Here is a 17,567-nt window from a genome sequence, read left to right on the forward strand (position 1 = left end):
TCGTACCTTCGGGAGGTAACTATTCGCTTAAGCTGCCTGTGCGACCCGCCCCTTCACGAGCACTTCCACATCGATAAGCACGGCCGGGCCTCCATCGGTTTCGACCATGCCGCGTGCTGCGGCCTGCCAGCCCGGGCCGAAGCCGCCAGGAACATCGACTGGTTCGCTGCGCGCTTCGCCGACATCATAGGCCTCGTCCACCAGCAGCGCATAAAGATGCCCTTCGACATCGACGACTGCGGCGCGCCGTTCGGTGATGTCGCCGCAGCTTTCGAATCCGAGCGCTGCCGAGCAGTCGATCACAGTCAGAGCCTGACTGCGCAGGGCCGTAAGCCCGAGAATAAACGACGGCACGCCGGGGATCGGAGTGATCTCTTCGATTTCGATGACGGATTGCACGCGGATGGCAGGGATCGCTGCGCGATGCCCGCCGATGATGCACATCAACAAAAGTTCGCTCATGCTCTGGTCCCCGTGCGAGCTTGTTTAAGCGCGGCCAGCAGAGCATCGCGATCGTAGCGATAAATGCTGCCGAGGTCATTTTCGCCAACCTCGGGCTCTGGTCGCAAATGGATCACGCGGCGTGCCGGTCCGAACACTTCTGCAGTATTTTCCGCCAGACGGATCGCCACGTCCGTTTCCTCGCTCTCGTCGGTCGAGATGCGGTAACCGGCTGCTTCGACCAGGGGTTCGAGAATGGTGCGTACCCATTCGCTGTCGGTCGGAAGGCGGCAAGACAGCGGCTGGCAACCACGGTCGGTGGGACGATGAACTGAAAAGAGGGCGTGCCCATCGATAACGGGAACCAGCCCGTAATCGATAAGGGTCGTTCCTTCGATCAGCGGCTCGTCGTTCGAGGGAACGATCTCGCCATTAATGTTCGCTGCGTCCAGCACTTCGCGCACGATATAGGCGATTTCGCATTCACCGTCCGACAAGCGCAGCAAACGGCATTTTTCCTCTGGTAGCGCGCCAAATTCATGCCCGACCAGCGTAAAGATCGAGCCGTCGATGACGGCCTGTGCACGTGCGCCTTCGATATCGAGAGCATCTCGCGAGACAGTGTCTATTCGCCGCACTAGTTCCAGGCGAACGGCGCGCCGCCGTCCGTCAAGGCCAAGGAAGAGCATGACGGGGAGCGTTTTGCGCTGCTCGACCTGATCCTGCTCGGCCACTCGCGCCGTGCTTCGCATCTCGTTCACAAGGCGATGCGTCTGGGCGATATTCGGCAGGTCGAGAAGCATCATCGGCCGTCCATCGTCTAGCAGGGTCGTGCCGGCGTAGAGACCGGTTTCCATGATGGCCGGTGCGATGGGCTTAACCACCACGTCTTCATGATCGTAAACCCTGTCGACGGTGAGGGCGAAGACGTCATCGGTGGCAAGGCGAATGAGGACGAGAGTGGTGTTCTTCCACTCGACCTCGTCGTTAGCCTCGGTGCCAAGAATATGGCCAAGCGACAGACACGGCACGCGTTTGCCGCGGAAGGTTACCAGACGACGGTCGCCTGCATCGGCGAAATCGACATGGTCGCTCGATCCAAAGACGATTTCCTCGATGTAACTGCGTGGGATGGCATAGCGCTGACCGCCACTGCTGACGGTCAGAGCGGCAATAATGCTGAGGGTGAGGGGCAGCCTCAGAAAGAAGCTCGTCCCTTCGTCCGGCTTGCTCGACACGGCGATCGAGCCGCCGACGCGCTCGATATTCGCTCGCACGACATCCATGCCCACGCCGCGGCCCGACACGGAACTGACCTGTTCGGCTGTGGAGAGGCCCGGTTCGAAGATCAGATAATGTCGACGGCGCTCGGACATTTCGTCGACTTCGGACTGGGTGTAGATTCCTGCCGCGACGGCCTTGGCCGCAAGGCGGTCTGTATCGATACCGCGACCGTCATCGGTGATGACGATCGTTATCTGATTACCAGCCTGGCGCGCGGCGAATTTCAGTAGACCGATTTCCCGCTTGCCGGTTTTCAGGCGTTCGCCCGGACCTTCCAGTCCGTGATCGATTGCGTTGCGGATAATGTGCGTCAATGGATCGCGCACCATTTCCACCATCTCGCGGTCGAGTTCGACCTCGCCACCTTCGAAATCCACCATGACTTGCTTGCCGAGTTCGGTCGACAGATCCCGTACCAGTCGCGGGAAGGTGGTGAAGAGATGCTCCAGTCGCTGCATGCGCATTCGAGTGATCGATGCTCGAACATCGGTCAGGATAGCGCTGAGGCGATCGAACGGTCCATCGATGCCAGGCTGTTCGCCCGCTTCGCGCAACCGGCGAGCGAGGTCGTTTCTTGCCAGGACCATGTCGGAAACCCCCTTCATCACCTCGTCAAGCAATTCGGTCGAAAGGCGGATTGAACGCTGGACGGATGTGCGCGCAGTCTTGGGTGTGGACGGATCGTCGCCGATCTCGGTGGTCAGGTGATCCGCTTTTGCCGAGGCAAGTTCACCCACGATGTCGATGGTTTCCCTAGGCTGCAGTGCATTGATCAGCGCATCGTCGCCGCCTTCGGGAAACTCTTCGCCGGCCCCGATAGCATCGGTCATCTCGCTGATGCGATCGATGATGGCGAGGACTGCCGAAACGAGCGTGCTGTCCGGCTCGCGGCGCTCGGCACGGCATTCGGCCAGGGCATCCTCGGCAGCGTGGCTAAGCCTTTCCAAGCGAGGAAAATCGAAGAAGCCGCAATTGCCCTTCACGGTGTGCACAAAACGAAAAATTGTATCGAGCCGCGTCCGATCCGTGGGATCGGCTTCCCATGCGACGATCTCGCCGCCGCTCGCTTCCAGCATCTCGCGGGTTTCTGCTACGAAATCCGCCAGCAGGTCATCCATCATGTAACGCCCCTCGTACGATCGGGAGAGGCTATGGACGACGATGGTTAACGTTTGGTTTGGCGCTACCCGACCTTTTCGGGTCCGGCGCGAAGGATGCGCCAAACGATGAAGGCGGCCATTGCGCCGCCTGCGAGATTGGCGATCAGTTCGGCGGCATAGATGGCATCGGAACCATAGCTCGCTCTCAACAGCCAGCCGAAAGGCAGCATTACGAGAAAGACGCGTGCCGCGCTCTGCGCGAGGGCGAAACCTGCCTTGTCGACTGCATTGAGTGCACCGTTGGCTACTATGAGCAAGCCGAAGCCAGCGTAGCCCCAAACCGAGATTACGAGATAGCGATCAAATTCCTCGATGACGGCTGGATTGTCGGTGAAGAAATCGGCGAACCAATTACCGGTTAGAAACAGAACGATGGCCGTTGCCAGCCCGTATACGACGCAAAATAGGCCCGACCACCACATGGCTCTTCGCGCGCGGTCCGGTCGGTTCGCGCCCCAATTCTGCCCAACGATTGCACCAATCGAGCCAGAAAGCGCCAGTAGCGGCACGACAGCGAAGCTTTGCAGACGACCGGCAGCGCCAAACCCCGCAACTGCAGCTTCTCCCTGACTTGCAAGCAGGGCGGTGAGTACGGACAGGCCGACCGGGTTGATGGCGTTGGAGAAGGCAGCGGGGCCCGCGACTGACAAGATCGCCTTGCTCGAAGCGCGCATATCACATTCGCGGATCGTTCCTGGATGGATCTGAAGCTGAGCGCCCTTGATCAACCACAGAGCCACCAGGATGGCGATGAAGAAGCCGATGATGGTGGCATAGGCCGCGCCAGCCACGCCGAAGCCTTCAAAACCGAATGCACCAGTAATCAGGATCGGGTCCAGTATCCAGTTGGCCACCGAGTAGGTCAGCGAAACGTAACTCGTTTTCCTTGCTTCACCCTGTCCGCGAAGAACGCCGTTGAGGCCCATCTGGAGAAGAAGGACAGGGAGGCCAAGGGCATAGGGGCGCATATAGTCCCCGATCAGTGGCAACAGCGCGTCGGATGCCTGCATCAATCGGAATAGCGGATCGAGCAATACATACAGAACCAGCCCCAGGACGACGCCGGTAGCGAGTGAAAAGATCGCTCCGAAGTTCGCCCGTCGTTCCGCGCGCGCGACGTCGCCTTCGCCGAGCGCCCGGGCAATGACCGAGTTGATTCCGACCATCACGCCGACGCCAAGGCTGGAGAGCGCGATGGTTATAGGAAAAATAAAGCTGACGGCTGCAAGTTCGCGTGCGCCCAGCTTGCCGATAAAATAAGCGTCGATGAGGCCGACCGACATGATGGCTGCGACGCCAAATATCATCGGCAGGGTCTGTCCCACGAGATGGCCGCGAATACTCCCGCGGGTGAGTTTGGCCGTCTCGCTCATCGGTCGGAGCGTTAGCGGGGTGCGGCAGGCTTGCCTAGCGCGAAGTCGGCTCGCTTGCGCTAAGGTGCGACGCCATGCGATACAGGTCCCGAAACAAAACCTCTTATGGAGAGAGCGCCATGGCAACCCAGATGAAGACACGCGATTTCGAATGCAGCGATGCGGAATGGCAGGCGCGTCAGGACCTTGCGGCCTGCTATCGCATCTTCGACCATCTCGGCTGGGGCGAGAGCATCTACAATCACATTTCGGTTGCCGTGCCGGGCGAGGAGGACGTGTTTCTGATCAACCCGTTCGGCCTGCTGTATGACGAAGTTACGGCTTCGAACCTCGTCAAGATCGACGTGGAAGGAAACAACGTCGGCCAGTCGCAATATATGGTCAATAAGGCCGGCTTCACGCAGCACGCCTATTTCCATAAACATTTGGGCCGCCGCGCAGACGCGATCTGCCACGTGCACACTACAGCGACCATGGCGGTCTGCAGCCATAAAGACGGACTGGTTCCGACGAATTTCTATGCCTGCAACTTTCAGAACCAGATCGGTTATCACGATTTCGAAGGTGTCACGGTGCGCGCAGAGGAAGGTGAGCGACTTGTCGAAAACCTCGGCGATCATTCGATCTTGATGCTGCGCAATCATGGCCCCGTAGTCATGGACAGGACCATTCCAGGTATGTTCGTGAAGATGTGGGCATTGCAGCGGGCCTGCGAAATCCAGGTGGCTACGCTCAGCCAGGGCGAGGCGAACATCATCTCGCAGGACGTGGTCGATGTTCATCAACGCGACCTTTCGGTCATGGCATCGCAGGGCGGTGCTGGCGTGTTCGATTTCGAAGCGTGGAAACGCCGCGTGTCGAAGATCGACGATAGCTGGAAATATTGATTTCCTGAGCTAAGCCCGTTTCATGACCAGCATGACTGTCAATGGGAAACCGGTGCGTTTCCTACTGGAACCGGATACCCCGCTCCTATGGGCGTTGCGTGATGCGGCAAACCTGACCGGCACCAAATATGGGTGCGGTGAGGGTGATTGCGGTGCCTGCATGGTACACGTCGATGGCGAAGCGCTGCGTTCCTGCCTGATCACCATCGCCGAAGCCGAAGGTCGCTTCATCACGACGATCGAAGGGCTCAGCCGCGACCGATCGCACCCTGTCCAGCAGGCTATGGTAGCAGAGCAGGCGATCCAATGCGGATATTGCACGCCGGGGATAGTCATGGCGGCCAGCGCTCTACTGGCAAAGAACGGCTCCCCGTCGGAGGCAGAGATAAAGGCTGCAATCCCCAACCTATGCCGTTGCGGAGTCTATCCGCGGTTAGTCCGGTCCATCCAGCGCGCGGGACGGGTCGCCCGGCGGCAGGAGATCATCAGCGCGGCACCGGCGCCTGGAATAAGCGCGAGCGACGCGGCACGCGAGATTCCGGCATTGTCGGACCCAAGCGAGAACTGAACAGAACCATGGAGATCAACGCGTGAAAGCGACCATCTGGCATAATCCGAAGTGTGGCACATCGCGCAAGACGCTGGCCATTCTTGAAAACCTGTCTTCAATCGATGTCGAAGTGGTGGAGTATCTGAAAGACCCGCCCAGCGCGGAAAAGCTAGCACAGCTGTACCGGGATGCAGGGATCGCACCGAGAGACGGTTTGCGAATGCGCGGGACCGATGCCGAAGAACGCGGACTTCCCGATGCTTCGGACGAGGAAATCCTGGCGGCAATGGCGAGCGATCCGATCCTGATCGAAAGGCCGCTGGTGGAAACGGAAAAGGGTGCGCGTCTGTGCCGTCCGCAGGATCTGGTACTCGAAATCCTCTAGCGGCGATCCTGTGTCAGCGTGCTGTCGGCCTGCAAAGCGGTCCAGCCGTAAACCAGTACGATGCTACAGAACGCTACGATCAAACCAAAGCCGAGCCAGTCGGAATGGTTGTAGAGCCAGACCCCTAGAGCCGGCGCGTAGATGAAGCTCGCACCGGCGACCGACGCCGTAATGCCGCCCGCTCGCCCCTGCTCCGCACGGGTCAGGGCCAAGGATGTTCCGGATGTGGTACCCGGGCGAAAAAGTCCGAAGCCCAAGGAAGCGATGGAATAGCCGAGCGCGATCGTGTGCAGATTCTGCCCCAGAGCGAGAACGATCGTGCCGACCGCGGCAATGGCGATGCCCGAAAGCGAAGCTGCCCGGGGGCCGAGATTAAGGCGCGGTATCAGACCCCATTGCGCAAGAAGCGTGGCGATTGCACCAGCCATGAGAACCAGGCCCACCGGCCCCGCGCCCGCCATCGGATCGCTGCGGAGGTCCAACCTGTCGAGGACCAGAAACCCTGCAATGCCCAAAACCATTGCCTGCGCATGTCCGCCAAGAAGACCGCAGATGACCCAGGGGCGCAGCCGCGGCTCGAACCAGCGTAATTTGCCTGGTTCGGGCCCGTAATCCTCATCCTCGTCGTCATCGCGGGCTTCCTCCGAAACTTCGGATGTAGGGCTGCCGGAATAGGGCGATTCATACGCGCTACCGCGAGCGGCGAACTGGGGTTCATCGTTCGGAAGGCGCAGCCTCAGTGCGATCAGGGTGACCGCCCCGATCAGGGCAAAAACGAGAAACGGCCCGGCAAGGCCAAGCACCGGCATAACCATCAAAGGCGCGAGCGCCGGCCCGATCACCGTTCCAAGGCCGAAGCTGGAGGCGATAAGGGAAAGCGCCTGCGTGCGTTCCGACCTTGGCGTGCGGCTAGCAACATAGGCCTGGACCGCAGGCGGCGCAGCACTGCCGAAACCGCCGTACAAACTGCGCGCTGCGGCAAAAAGCAGCAGCGCCCAGAACGCGGGGAGAATCCCGGCAAGGCCCAGCCACAGCATCAGCCCGCACAGCAGGAAACTGGCAATGAAGCCCGATATGCCGAGCGCCATCATCGCCTTGCGTCCCCTTCTGTCCGAACGTTCCGCCCAGATCGGGGCGCAGACCACCCAAAGCAGCGCCGACCAGCTGTAAGCCAAGCTGATCCACACATCGTCCACGCCGAGCGAAGTGCCGATCGAAGGCATGACAGATTGCATGGCGGTATTGCCCGCGGCCGTCGTCAGCATGACCATAAATAGCAGCGCCATGCGCGAACGCGGGATAGCGTGCGAACGCGACGCTGGAGGCGCGGTCCTGGTTTTCACGGGGTCAAAGTCGGCCATGGTACCGGCGGTACGCCGCCGTCAGCGACCTTGCAATGGGTTGGACAGGCTGGCACAGGCGGGGTTCGATGAAACAGTCACAGGGTACGCAATTTTGACCGGACATCACGGTGCTGGTGCCATCACACGGCCGAGTTTGCGCAAGCGGGCTTCGCGGCTTTTCGGGCAGTGGGGCGTATTTTTTCGCGGGTTCGTCGAAGAACCGCGGATGGTGGGTTCAATTATCCCATCCTCGCGCTTTACGATCAACAAGATGCTGGCGCCGGTGGATTGGCAACGCTGCGAGGTGTTCGTCGAATACGGCCCCGGTGTCGGAACGTTCTGCCAGCCTGTGCTCGACCGGCTTCGGCGGGATGGTTCGCTGATCGTCATCGATACCAACCCGCTCTATATCGACTATCTGAAGAAGCATTTCCGCGACAGCCGGTTTCATGCCGTACATGGCTCTGCTGCCGATGTAATCGACATCGTGAAGGCGCACGGTCATGACGGCGCGGACTACGTCCTGTCCGGCTTGCCTTTTTCGACGCTCCCCGATGGCGTGGGCCCCGCCATCGCCGAAGCGACGCATGAAGTCCTGCGTCCAGGCGGCGCATTCCTGGTTTACCAGTTCTCGGCCAAGGCGCGCGATTTCATGGCGAAGCATTTTCGCAGGATCGACCGCGGTTTCGAGCTTTGGAACGTGCTCCCCTGCCAGCTCTTCTGGGGCTGGAAAGACGCTAAGGACTAGTCCTCCGCGCCTGCCGGACCATGGCTGGCAAATCTCGATAGCTGGGTGTGCACCGCCGCCATGACGCAAACCATGGCGATGATCATCGCCGCGTTTACAATGCCCGAAACTACGGCGTCGCCGAACAGTGCCGCCTGTTCGCCCGCAAACGCGAAGGCCAGCCCCAGTACGAGCGAAATGACCGCGGAGAGAACGACGAACGCGACCAGAAGCAGCAGATAGAAGAAAAACAGGCGAACGCTGTTGCCGCGTGTCAGCGCCCAGGATCGCTTCAGCACCTTGACCGGGTTCAATTCCCCTTCGATTGCAATGATCGGTGCCGCTAGCGACAGTTTGACCACGACGTAACAGATCACGACAAAGGCGATTATGCCGCCCAGCGCCGCGAGCGCAGAGACGCCCGTCACCGCGCCGATACCAACGAGCAATGCGGCTATGATGGCGATCAGGGCCGTCTGCAGAAGCTGCGCAGCGATATAACTCGGCACCGATCGCAAACCGGTGGAGAGCGCCTCTCCCACGGTCGGATTGGCGCGGCGTCGCACCAGCGCGAGCATCGAAAGAAGTCCGATCCCCTGAAGAATCGCGATGATCAGGAATGCCCACCAGTAGGTTTTATAGAGGTCGGTGACAGCAGCCATCATGGCATCGACATTTCCGCTCGCCTGTGCCGCTTCGAGTTCGCCCATCCCGGGTAGCGCGATGGCGATCCCAGCATAGGGAATGAAGAAGAAGACCCCGGCTATGACTGCCAGAAGCCCGAGGTTCCGGGTCAACAGGCTGGTGGTGTCTTTCCAGGCGGTGTCGAGATCGAATTTCATGCAGCTTCCCTCTGTTTGCCCCTTGATAAGCGCTTCGTCAGTCGCCACGCAATCGCACATGTCGACCATAGCCCCCGAAAACGTCGAATGGCGGAGCGAGATAGCGCCTGTAGGCTATCGTGAAGCGCTAGACCAAATGACTGTACGCAACCGCGCCATTGCCGAAGGGGAGGCGCGGGAAATGGTGTGGCTGTTAGAGCATCCCCCCGTTTATACGGCAGGAACAAGCGCGACCGGTTCCGAACTGCTCGATCCCAGATTTGAAGTTGTCGAGGCGGGCCGCGGGGGGCGCTACACCTATCACGGGCCCGGTCAGCGGGTTGGATATGTAATGCTCGACCTGAAGGAGCGCGGGCGCGACGTGCGCTGCTTCGTTCATGCGGTTGAAGGATGGGTGATCGACACGCTCGCCGACATCGGTGTCGAAAGCTGGCGCAGTGAAGGGCGGATCGGCATCTGGACGCGTGACATCGATGGGCGCGAGGCCAAGATCGGTGCCATCGGCGTGCGTGTCCGCCGGTGGGTCACCATGCACGGCTTTTCCGTCAATCTCGCCCCGGATCTGTCCCATTTTACGGGAATCGTCCCGTGCGGCATCGAAGAGTTTGGCGTGACCAGCCTGCAGAGGCTTGGAATCGATCTTGCACCCGCAGCCTTCGATGAGGCATTGCGGGCGCGCTTCGCGGATTTTCTAGGAGCGCTCGATGGAAAGGCCTGTGCGCAGCCATGAATTACCGTTCGACACTTTGTCTCATCGCAGGTGCGATCTTGCTGTCTGCCTGCGGCGACGATGCGCCACCCGAAGAAACCGAGGCGGAAGCCGGACGAGGTGCGAAAGGGGAAGTACTCGGCGGAACGATCAGCGACGCTATGATCCCGCTCGATCAACTGCGTTCTCAATCGCCGCCCATGCCGGAAACTCCGTCACGCCCCCGTGAAGGGACAGCGGCTGAAGCGAGCGAGTCGACAGAACCGGGTGTCGATCCGGAAACGGATGCCGCATCGGCTTCGATCGAACCGGATGAGGCTACCGAGCCGGCCGAGGATTGAGATCCCCGACCGGCAAGGGAGATCATTCTGCGGCGGTCTGCTCCGCTTCGCTCAACGCCGGATAATCGACATATCCTTCAGGCCCGCGACCATACCAGCTATGCGGTACGTTCACATTGGGGCTGATTTCCGCCCCGATCCGGAAGCGGGTCGGTAAGTCGGGGTTCGAAATGAAGTCCCGGCCCCAGCTTACCGCATCGGCACGTCCGGCATCGATATCGGCAGTCGCTTCCTCGGGCGAATAGTCGCTGTTGAGGATAAGCGCGCCGGAATAGATTTTGCGAATGAGCGGGCTCTGCTTTGGCACGTCGGTGCTACCAAAGGTGCCGTCTGGACCCGGCTCGCGAAGTTCCAGGAACGCGAGGCCGAGCTCTTCCACGACCTTGGCAGCCGCACCGAAAGTCGTCGCGGGATCGCTGTCGTCGCAGCCTTGCGTTTCGCCATTGGGCGACAGACGGACGCCGACGCGATCGGCACCCCACACATCGACAAGGGCGGTCAGCACTTCGCGCAGGAATCGAGTGCGGTTTTCGGCACTGCCGCCGTATTCATCGGTCCGCAGATTGGTGCTGTCCCGCAGGAACTGGTCGACGAGATAGCCATTCGCTCCGTGCAGTTGCACTCCATCGAACCCGGCCTTTTTGGCGTTTTCTGCGGCGTGGCGATAATCTTCCACGATACGCGCGATGTCTTCCTTCGTGGCTTCGCGCGCCTGTTCGTAATCCTTACGTCCTTCGAAAGTATGCGCGTGGCCGGGCGCTTTGGTTGCGCTGGCGGAAACTGGCGGATTCCCGCCGAGGAACAGGGGGTGCACCAGTCGGCCCATGTGCCACATTTGCAGGACGATCAGACCGCCTTCTTCATGAACGGCACTAGTGACCTGCTTCCAGCCTTCAACCTGCTCATCGCTCCAGATACCAGGCGCAGCGGGCCAGCCAAGGCCTTCGACGCTGATACCAGTAGCCTCGGTGATGATGAGCCCTGCGCCGGCACGTTGACGGTAATACGTTGTCATCATGTCGTTGGGGATGGATCCGGGCTGGGTCGATCGACCGCGGGTCAGCGGGGCCATGAATATGCGATTAGCGGCTTCGAGCGAGCCCATGGTGAGTGGTTGAAACAGACTTTCGTGCATGCGGGGCAAATCCTTTTTGCTGGCGCGACTTGGCCTTTGAGCTAGGGGCGCGTCATGGACGAGACAAGCAGCCGGCCGGACAAGAATGGCTTTCAGGCAAGTGCATGGCACTTTGCAGCGTTGCTGGCGGGAAATGCGGCATTGGCGCTCGGCCCATGGCTGGTTCGTCTGTCCGATACCGGACCGGTATCGGCAGGGTTCTGGCGTCTCATCCTGCCGGTCCCGATACTGGCTTTTTTGACCTGGAGGTCCCGTTCGCCCGAGCCATTGGACAAAAAGCTCACTGTGCTTTGCCTGATCGCCGGAGGTTTCTTCGCGGTCGATCTGGCAAGCTGGCACATCGGGATCGAGCGAACCCGTTTGGCAAATGCCACATTGTTCGGAAACGCCGGCAGCATCATATTGATGGTCTGGGGCCTGATCGCTGCCCGTCGCGCTCCTTCGGGCCGGGAAGGAGTGGGCGTAATTGCTGCCATTGCAGGAGCAGGAATCCTGCTGGGCCGTAGCATGGAGATTTCGGCAACGACCTTTATCGGCGACCTGTTCTGTCTAGCTGCCGGCATATTCTATGCGTTCTATCTGTTGCCTGCCCAGCGGGCGCGAGCGGTCCTCGGATCCTGGTTTGTCCTGTTGCTGGTCAGCCTGACTGCAGCGCCGATATTGCTGGGCATGGCCGTCGCGACAGGCGAACCCGTTTGGCCCGGTGCCGCTGGCTGGACACCCATTCTGGTGCTCGCCCTGAGCAGCCAGGTCATCGGCCAGGGGTTGCTGGTATTCTCTCTTCGAAATTTCCCGCCGCTGGTCATCGGCATGGCGCTGCTGACCCAGCCTGCGATCGCGGCAACCGTGGGATGGCTGGCATTCGGCGAATTGCTCGAGCCGCTCGATATTTTTGGTATGGTGCTGGTCGGCGCAGCACTTGTCTTGGCAAGAGCCCCCGGCAAGGCTGGGCGCGTTCGGTAGGATTACCAGAAGGCCTTGTTGAAAGTGCTTACGTGGCGTTCGAAACGGTCGAGGTCGGGCCCGACCAAAGATAGGCGAGCCTGACCTGCAAGCTTGTCCGCCTGGTCTTTCAGAAGGGCGCGACGGCGCTCATCCTGAACCGGGATGGCTGCGTTGGCGAGCGTATCGAGCATCACTTCTGCTGCAATCGGGGAATCCGCAACCGCGCTGCGGATCGCTCCGAAACCGCGACTAACATAATGGGCGAAATCGTCGGGCAGGGGGATGACCGGGCAATCGTCCGCATCCTTACCACAGATGTCCTTACGCAGATCCCGTCGCCCGATTTCGGCTGTGGCTGCCCCCAGCCAATGCAGGGCTGTTATGGCGGTAAAGGGATCATTAATCCCCGGCGATAAGGCCCGCAGTCCGATCTCTACCAGCTCGTCGATCAGAAATTGCGGATCCTGCTCGGGAGTGCGTGATGGGCCCAGGGTAAAGCATTTGCGAACCCGCTCCTCGACGTCGTCCGGGTTGCATCCGTCGACATCAATGAAGGGCATCTCGCAATGGACGAAATCGCCGGTGCGTATGCGTAGCGAAAAGGTACAGCCGCATTCTTTGGCGATTTTCTCCAGATCTTCGAAATCAATCAGCTGCACATACCCGGTATGCCAAGCTCTCAGCGGCTCGCCGCCTTTCTGTTCAACCGCGTCGCGAAACTCTTCCTCGACAGGATATGTTTCCCTGATTGCCTTGAGTAATCTCTCTCCGATCCCCTCGAGAACCTTGTTGATGCGAATGCTGGAAGGGATGTGGTTGAGGAAATAAACGAGGACGGCCACGCACATGCCCATGAGGGCATATGCCACAAGCAGTGATAATTGCGGTACGAAACCGGGAAGGGCCGTGGTTGCTGCATCGAGGGCATTCGTCGGCGTTTCGTCTTCTGTCCTGACAGCGCGCAGAACGACGAGGGCGTAAACGAAACTACCGATGAAGGTCGCCAGACTCAGTTGGTTGCCACGATCTTCCATGAAATTCGTGAGCAGCCGCGGACCGTAATTGCCACTGGCATAGGCAACTGCAGCGATTGTAATCGAAAATACGGTCGAGGCGACGCCGATCATGCTGCCAGCCATGACAGTGAGCATGTCGGACGCGCCCTTGGGACGTGCGGGGACGATCCAGCTTATGTCGTTCAGAAACTCCGCGAAGCCTGCGCGGTCGAGGGCGACCATAACGAAAGCCAGCACTCCCGCGACGATGGAAAACAACGCCGGATAGAACCAGTAATTCGCGTTAAGCCGTGCCCAGAAAAAACGAATGTCGGCGGTCAAGCGGCCATCCCCTGCCAATGTTGATCAGGGGATGAACGCTTCACCTGCAATTGCGTGCCTTAATCCGCATCCTTGCCGATTTCCCGGGTCAGATAGGAGAGCAGCAGGGCCGCGCGCTTTGCGTCTTCTTCATGGTCGGAACCGACCGAATGCCCACCTTCGCGGTATTCGTGATAATAGAATGTCTGGCCGTACGCTTCGTGCTTGGCGGCAGCCTTGCGAGCATGGCCGGGATGCACCCGGTCATCCAATGTGGACAGATAGTAAAAGGCGGCCGGTACGTCGGGCCCGTCCGACATATTCTGGTAGGGGGACCATTCCTTAATGAAGGCCCAATCCTCGGGAACATCGGGATTGCCGTATTCCGCCATCCAGGACGCACCCGCGAGAAGCTTGTTGTAACGGCGCATATCGATCAGCGGGCTTCCGCTGATGATGGCGCCGTAAAGGTCGGGCCGCTGGTTGGCGACGGCGCCCACCAGCACACCGCCGTTCGACCGGCCGCTCGCAGCGATGTGGCCCGGCGTCGTCAGACGGCTCGCCACGAGATCGTCGGCCACCGCATGGAAATCATCGAAACTGTTCTGCCGCTTTTCGCGCAGGGCGTCCTCATGCCAGCGTGGCCCGTATTCGCCGCCGCCCCGGATATTGGCGAGCACATAGGCATTGCCGCTTTCAACCCAGAACAGCCCCAGCGGCCCGCTTCGATAGGGTTCCGCCGTGAGGTACTTGGGTGTCTGCGCCGCGCGGAAGCCGCCATAGGCATGGATTAACGTGGGCAGCGGTCCTTGCGCATCTTTCGGCCGAACGAGGTAATAGGGAACCTTGGTGCCATCCTTCGAAGTGGCGAATTTCTGTTCGACCGTGAACTTGCTCGCGTCGAACTGGGCGGGTTCGCTGGCGATGGCGACCGCTTCGCCTTCGCTTGGAACGGCGTAGAGCGTGGGAGGCGTGAGCATGCTCTCTACCGTGACGAAGGCGGTATCGCCCCTGCCGCTGGTTTCGGCAATCTGGACCGTGCTGTTCGCAGGCAGTTCCATGTCGCGCGCCGTCCATCCCGACTGGCCGGGCGAAAGTTCGATCAGCTTTCCTGAAACGTCATCGAGAACCTTGACCCACAGCTTGGTTTCCGAAGCGGCCACTTCTTCGATTGCCTGCGTGTCGCTCGGCCGGAAAACGGCGAATGGCGCAGGGTCGGAGCCGTCGAGAACGCTTTGGAGCGACCATGCAACCAGGGCTCCCGGCTGTTCGGTGCCGCCCGTCGTTTCGAGCGCGGAATTGAGCTTTGCAATGACAAGGCCGTTCAGCACCGCCTCGAATTCGGCATCCTCGGGCAGGGGCAGGGGAACCGTGCTGCCATCCGCCTTTACGAGGGATATCTGGTTGGTCCAGAAGCTCGGACTACGATTGACGAAGCGCCAGCGTGTATCCCCATCGAGCACCGAAAAGCCAGAAGCGCTGATATCGGCCTGCTCGCCTTCCGCAATCTGGCGCGCAGTGGAGAAATCCGTGCCACGATCCCAGAGTTTGACCAGGCGCGCATAACCCGAATCCGTCAGCGATCCCTCGCCTTCGTCCGTGCCGACGAACAGCGTATCCTCATCGAACCACGCGACGTTCGACTTCGCTTCCGGCAAGGTGAAGCCGCCATCGACAAAGCGACCGGTGGTGACATCGAATTCGCGGACGACATCAGCGTCGGTGCCACCGGGGCTGAGCGCGATAAGGCAGCGGGCGTAGTCGGGGGCAAGGCAATTGGCTCCGTGCCAGACCCAGCTCTGTCCTTCGTCTTCGCCCAATTTATCGACATCGATCAGAACGCGCCACTCGGGAGCCCCGGCGATATAGCTTTCCAGGCTGGCGATCCGCCACAGCCCGCGGGGGTTATCCGCATCGCGCCACAGATTGGTCACCATATCGCCCTGGATGGCATCGGGCAGGGCGATCTGGCGCGTATCGTCGAGGATCTGCTTCGCCCATGCCTTGGCAAGCGGATATTCTGGCTGATCCGTCAGGGCGGCTTCGGTATCGGCGTTCCACTGATCGACCTTTGCCAGGGCCCGTTCGCCCTGGATTTCCTCAAGCCAGATATACGGATCGTTTGCGTCCGTATCCTGTGCGGCTATCGTCGTGGGAGCGAATGCAAGTGCGGCGGCCAGCGCCCAGCGTGCGACCATGATGTAATTCCCCTCGTACTCAGTTCAGACTTTGCCCAGATCGCCTTTGCCGATCGTTCCGCTTGCCATTTCCAGCATGCGGTCGAGGCTCTGCTTGGCTTTCAGGCGCAGGCCTTCCTCGATCTCGATGCGCGGTTCCAGATCCCGCAAGCAGGCGTACATCTTCTCCATCGTGTTCAGCGCCATATAGGGGCAGATGTTGCAGCTGCAGTTTCCATCCGCACCGGGGGCGCCGATGAAATTCTTTTCAGGCAGCGCCTTTTCCATTTGATGGATGATGTGCGGTTCGGTCGCGACGATCAGCGTATCGCCTTCGAAGGTCTGCGCGAACTGCAGGATGCCGCTGGTCGAGCCGACATAATCGGCATGATCGACGATCGTCGGCGGGCATTCGGGGTGGGCGGCAACCGGGGCGCCGGGATGCTGCGCCTTGAGCTTCAGCAGTTCAGTTTCGCTGAAGGCTTCGTGCACGATGCACACGCCCGGCCACAACAGCATTTCGCGGTTGAACTTGCGGCTCATATAGCCGCCCAGATGCCGATCGGGGCCGAAGATGATTTTCTGGTCTTCAGGTATCTGGCTGATAATCGTTTCTGCGCTCGAGCTGGTGACGATAACGTCGCTCAGCGCTTTCACTTCCGTCGAACAGTTGATGTAAGTGAGCGCGATGTGATCCGGATGCGCTTCGCGGAAGGCTTTGAACTTTTCGGGCGGGCAGCTGTCTTCAAGACTGCAACCGGCGTCCATGTCCGGCAGAACCACGATCTTTTCAGGGCTGAGGATCTTGGCCGTATCGGCCATGAACTTCACGCCGCAAAAAACGATCACGTCAGCATCGGTATCGGCAGCCTTGCGCGACAGTTCGAGGCTGTCGCCGACGAAGTCGGCAATATCCTGAATATCGGCGGTCTGGTAATAATGCGCGAGGATGATCGCGTTCTTCTCCTTGCGGAGGCGGTCGATCTCGGCAAGCAAATCCTGTCCGGTGGGCAGGTCGGTCTGTGCGGTCATTGCGTGTCCCGTTGGTCCAATTGTGGCCTCTATAGACCGAACGGGCCGGAAGGCGAGGGCGTTCCGGGTTTCACATGGTAAAGCCAGGCGGAAGATAAGCCTCGATCGGGCGTTCGGCTCCGGGCGTGCCTGCAATCACCCAATTGGTGATGGCATAACCGGCCGGAGAGAAAGCCAGAACCATCGATACGGCGAAACTTCCGACGAGAATCCCCATGCCCCACCAATAGGCAGGATGGACGCGCCCGAACTTGCGCTTGTCGGCCACCATGCCGATCACGGGAAAGGTCAGCGTCACGCAAAAGGAAATTGTCCACGCATTGGGTATCAGGAGGGGCATGGGCAAAAGCCGCCCGATACCCGGGCCGGTCAGAATGCTCATCGCGAACAGCATCAGCCGTCGGTGCCATCCCGTGTAGCGTTGGATTCTGAGCGCCCACCACGCCAGACCGCCAAAGGTCATCACTCCAACGAGATTGCCAATCAGAAATTCGCTGACATTGAAGAAGAATGGCCCACCGGTACGCCGAGCGACGAATATCATGATCGTACAGCCCGCTGCCACCATGGCAGGCACCCAGAAATAGGAGAGTTTGCCCAGCGATCTGTGCAAGGCCCATTGTCCACGCGAGGCAGTGACGTGTTGGGCTACATACAGGCCGACCCAACCCATGAAGATCATGGCATGCACATGAAAAACGATAGGCGATGCGAAGGTTGATCGGCCCATCGCCAGATTGAGCGAGAAACCGGCAACAATGACCGCCGCCATTGCGAAAGCCATTGTGGTGAAAAAACGCGTATTGCCGCGATCGACAAGAACCTGCGGCGCTGCAGCAGTGGCCATACTCGAAATCCTCAGGCGATGAACCGAGCGACCTTGTTCTGTGTGCGCAGATTTACTCCCAGAGGTGCCAGTG

Annotated in this window: 17 protein-coding genes; 7 read left to right on the forward strand and 10 right to left on the reverse strand. The window is 60.0% G+C overall.

The genetic code is table 11. The annotated features are described in order from the left end of the window. Positions 1–27: 27 nt before the first annotated feature. The 3 genes from AC13F2_RS11205 to AC13F2_RS11215 form a co-directional block, all read right to left on the reverse strand. Positions 28–462, reverse strand: coding sequence for a chemotaxis protein CheW (locus AC13F2_RS11205; protein ID WP_103022430.1), 435 nt, complete (start codon positions 460–462; stop codon positions 28–30). Beyond that, complete coding sequence (locus AC13F2_RS11210; protein ID WP_482965255.1) at positions 459–2,846, reverse strand: chemotaxis protein CheA; 2,388 nt, start codon at positions 2,844–2,846, stop codon at positions 459–461. The genes AC13F2_RS11205 and AC13F2_RS11210 overlap by 4 nt, the downstream gene beginning before the upstream one ends. A gap of 62 nt (positions 2,847–2,908) precedes the next feature. Then, positions 2,909–4,258 carry an MATE family efflux transporter gene (locus tag AC13F2_RS11215; protein WP_482965256.1) on the reverse strand — a complete coding sequence of 450 codons (1,350 nt, stop codon included), beginning with the start codon at positions 4,256–4,258 and terminating at the stop codon, positions 2,909–2,911. A 119-nt stretch (positions 4,259–4,377) separates the two neighbouring features. On the opposite strand from AC13F2_RS11215, the gene AC13F2_RS11220 reads away from it, so the two are divergent. Genes AC13F2_RS11220 through arsC form a run of 3 tightly spaced genes read left to right on the forward strand, consistent with a single transcriptional unit; the run spans position 4,378 to position 6,080 of the window. Next, positions 4,378–5,145 (forward strand): class II aldolase/adducin family protein, encoded by a 768-nt coding sequence (locus AC13F2_RS11220; RefSeq protein ID WP_482965257.1) that lies wholly within the window; start codon positions 4,378–4,380, stop codon positions 5,143–5,145. A gap of 22 nt (positions 5,146–5,167) precedes the next feature. After that, positions 5,168–5,713, forward strand: coding sequence for a (2Fe-2S)-binding protein (locus AC13F2_RS11225; protein WP_103022433.1), 546 nt, complete (start codon positions 5,168–5,170; stop codon positions 5,711–5,713). A 22-nt stretch (positions 5,714–5,735) separates the two neighbouring features. After that, positions 5,736–6,080, forward strand: a complete 345-nt coding sequence (gene arsC, locus AC13F2_RS11230) for an arsenate reductase (glutaredoxin) (protein ID WP_221597976.1) — start codon at positions 5,736–5,738, stop codon at positions 6,078–6,080. Here the strand turns inward: arsC and AC13F2_RS11235 are convergent. Next, a complete protein-coding gene (locus tag AC13F2_RS11235; RefSeq protein WP_482965258.1) occupies positions 6,077–7,441 on the reverse strand; it encodes an MFS transporter in 1,365 nt (454 codons plus the stop codon). The genes arsC and AC13F2_RS11235 overlap by 4 nt on opposite strands. 121 nt (positions 7,442–7,562) lie before the next feature. On the opposite strand from AC13F2_RS11235, the gene AC13F2_RS11240 reads away from it, so the two are divergent. Further along, on the forward strand, positions 7,563–8,171 hold the full coding sequence (locus AC13F2_RS11240; RefSeq protein WP_301643071.1) for a class I SAM-dependent methyltransferase: 609 nt from the start codon (positions 7,563–7,565) through the stop codon (positions 8,169–8,171). Here AC13F2_RS11240 and AC13F2_RS11245 read toward each other — a convergent pair. Beyond that, positions 8,168–8,992, reverse strand: coding sequence for a glycerophosphoryl diester phosphodiesterase membrane domain-containing protein (locus AC13F2_RS11245; protein ID WP_482965259.1), 825 nt, complete (start codon positions 8,990–8,992; stop codon positions 8,168–8,170). The genes AC13F2_RS11240 and AC13F2_RS11245 overlap by 4 nt on opposite strands. 58 nt (positions 8,993–9,050) lie before the next feature. Between AC13F2_RS11245 and lipB the strand changes: the two genes are divergently transcribed. Together lipB and AC13F2_RS11255 are read left to right on the forward strand one after the other, a co-directional pair. Beyond that, entirely contained in the window at positions 9,051–9,722 is a 672-nt protein-coding gene (lipB, locus tag AC13F2_RS11250) for a lipoyl(octanoyl) transferase LipB (RefSeq protein ID WP_222828334.1), read from the forward strand. Then, positions 9,719–10,042, forward strand: a complete 324-nt coding sequence (locus AC13F2_RS11255) for a hypothetical protein (RefSeq protein ID WP_482965260.1) — start codon at positions 9,719–9,721, stop codon at positions 10,040–10,042. The genes lipB and AC13F2_RS11255 overlap by 4 nt, the downstream gene beginning before the upstream one ends. A 22-nt stretch (positions 10,043–10,064) precedes the next feature. Here AC13F2_RS11255 and AC13F2_RS11260 read toward each other — a convergent pair whose 3' ends face one another. Then, positions 10,065–11,177, reverse strand: coding sequence for an alkene reductase (locus tag AC13F2_RS11260; RefSeq protein WP_221597970.1), 1,113 nt, complete (start codon positions 11,175–11,177; stop codon positions 10,065–10,067). 54 nt (positions 11,178–11,231) lie between these two features. Here AC13F2_RS11260 and AC13F2_RS11265 point away from each other — a divergent pair, with 54 nt between their 5' ends. Then, positions 11,232–12,140, forward strand: coding sequence for a DMT family transporter (locus AC13F2_RS11265; protein ID WP_482965261.1), 909 nt, complete (start codon positions 11,232–11,234; stop codon positions 12,138–12,140). 2 nt (positions 12,141–12,142) lie between these two features. Here the strand turns inward: AC13F2_RS11265 and AC13F2_RS11270 are convergent, their stop codons facing one another. From AC13F2_RS11270 to AC13F2_RS11285, 4 genes are all read right to left on the reverse strand, one after another. After that, positions 12,143–13,459: a DUF2254 domain-containing protein gene (locus AC13F2_RS11270; RefSeq protein WP_103022706.1), complete on the reverse strand. Its 1,317-nt coding sequence runs from the start codon at positions 13,457–13,459 to the stop codon at positions 12,143–12,145. Between the two features lie 59 nt (positions 13,460–13,518). Beyond that, a complete protein-coding gene (locus AC13F2_RS11275; protein WP_482965262.1) occupies positions 13,519–15,636 on the reverse strand; it encodes a prolyl oligopeptidase family serine peptidase in 2,118 nt (705 codons plus the stop codon). A 24-nt stretch (positions 15,637–15,660) separates the two neighbouring features. Further along, positions 15,661–16,647: a quinolinate synthase NadA gene (gene nadA / locus AC13F2_RS11280; RefSeq protein ID WP_103022442.1), complete on the reverse strand. Its 987-nt coding sequence runs from the start codon at positions 16,645–16,647 to the stop codon at positions 15,661–15,663. 70 nt (positions 16,648–16,717) lie between these two features. Beyond that, on the reverse strand, positions 16,718–17,494 hold the full coding sequence (locus AC13F2_RS11285) for a hypothetical protein (RefSeq protein WP_482965263.1): 777 nt from the start codon (positions 17,492–17,494) through the stop codon (positions 16,718–16,720). Between the last annotated feature and the right edge of the window lie 73 nt (positions 17,495–17,567).

It is taken from the genome of Qipengyuania sp. L-5Y (assembly GCF_056859455.1).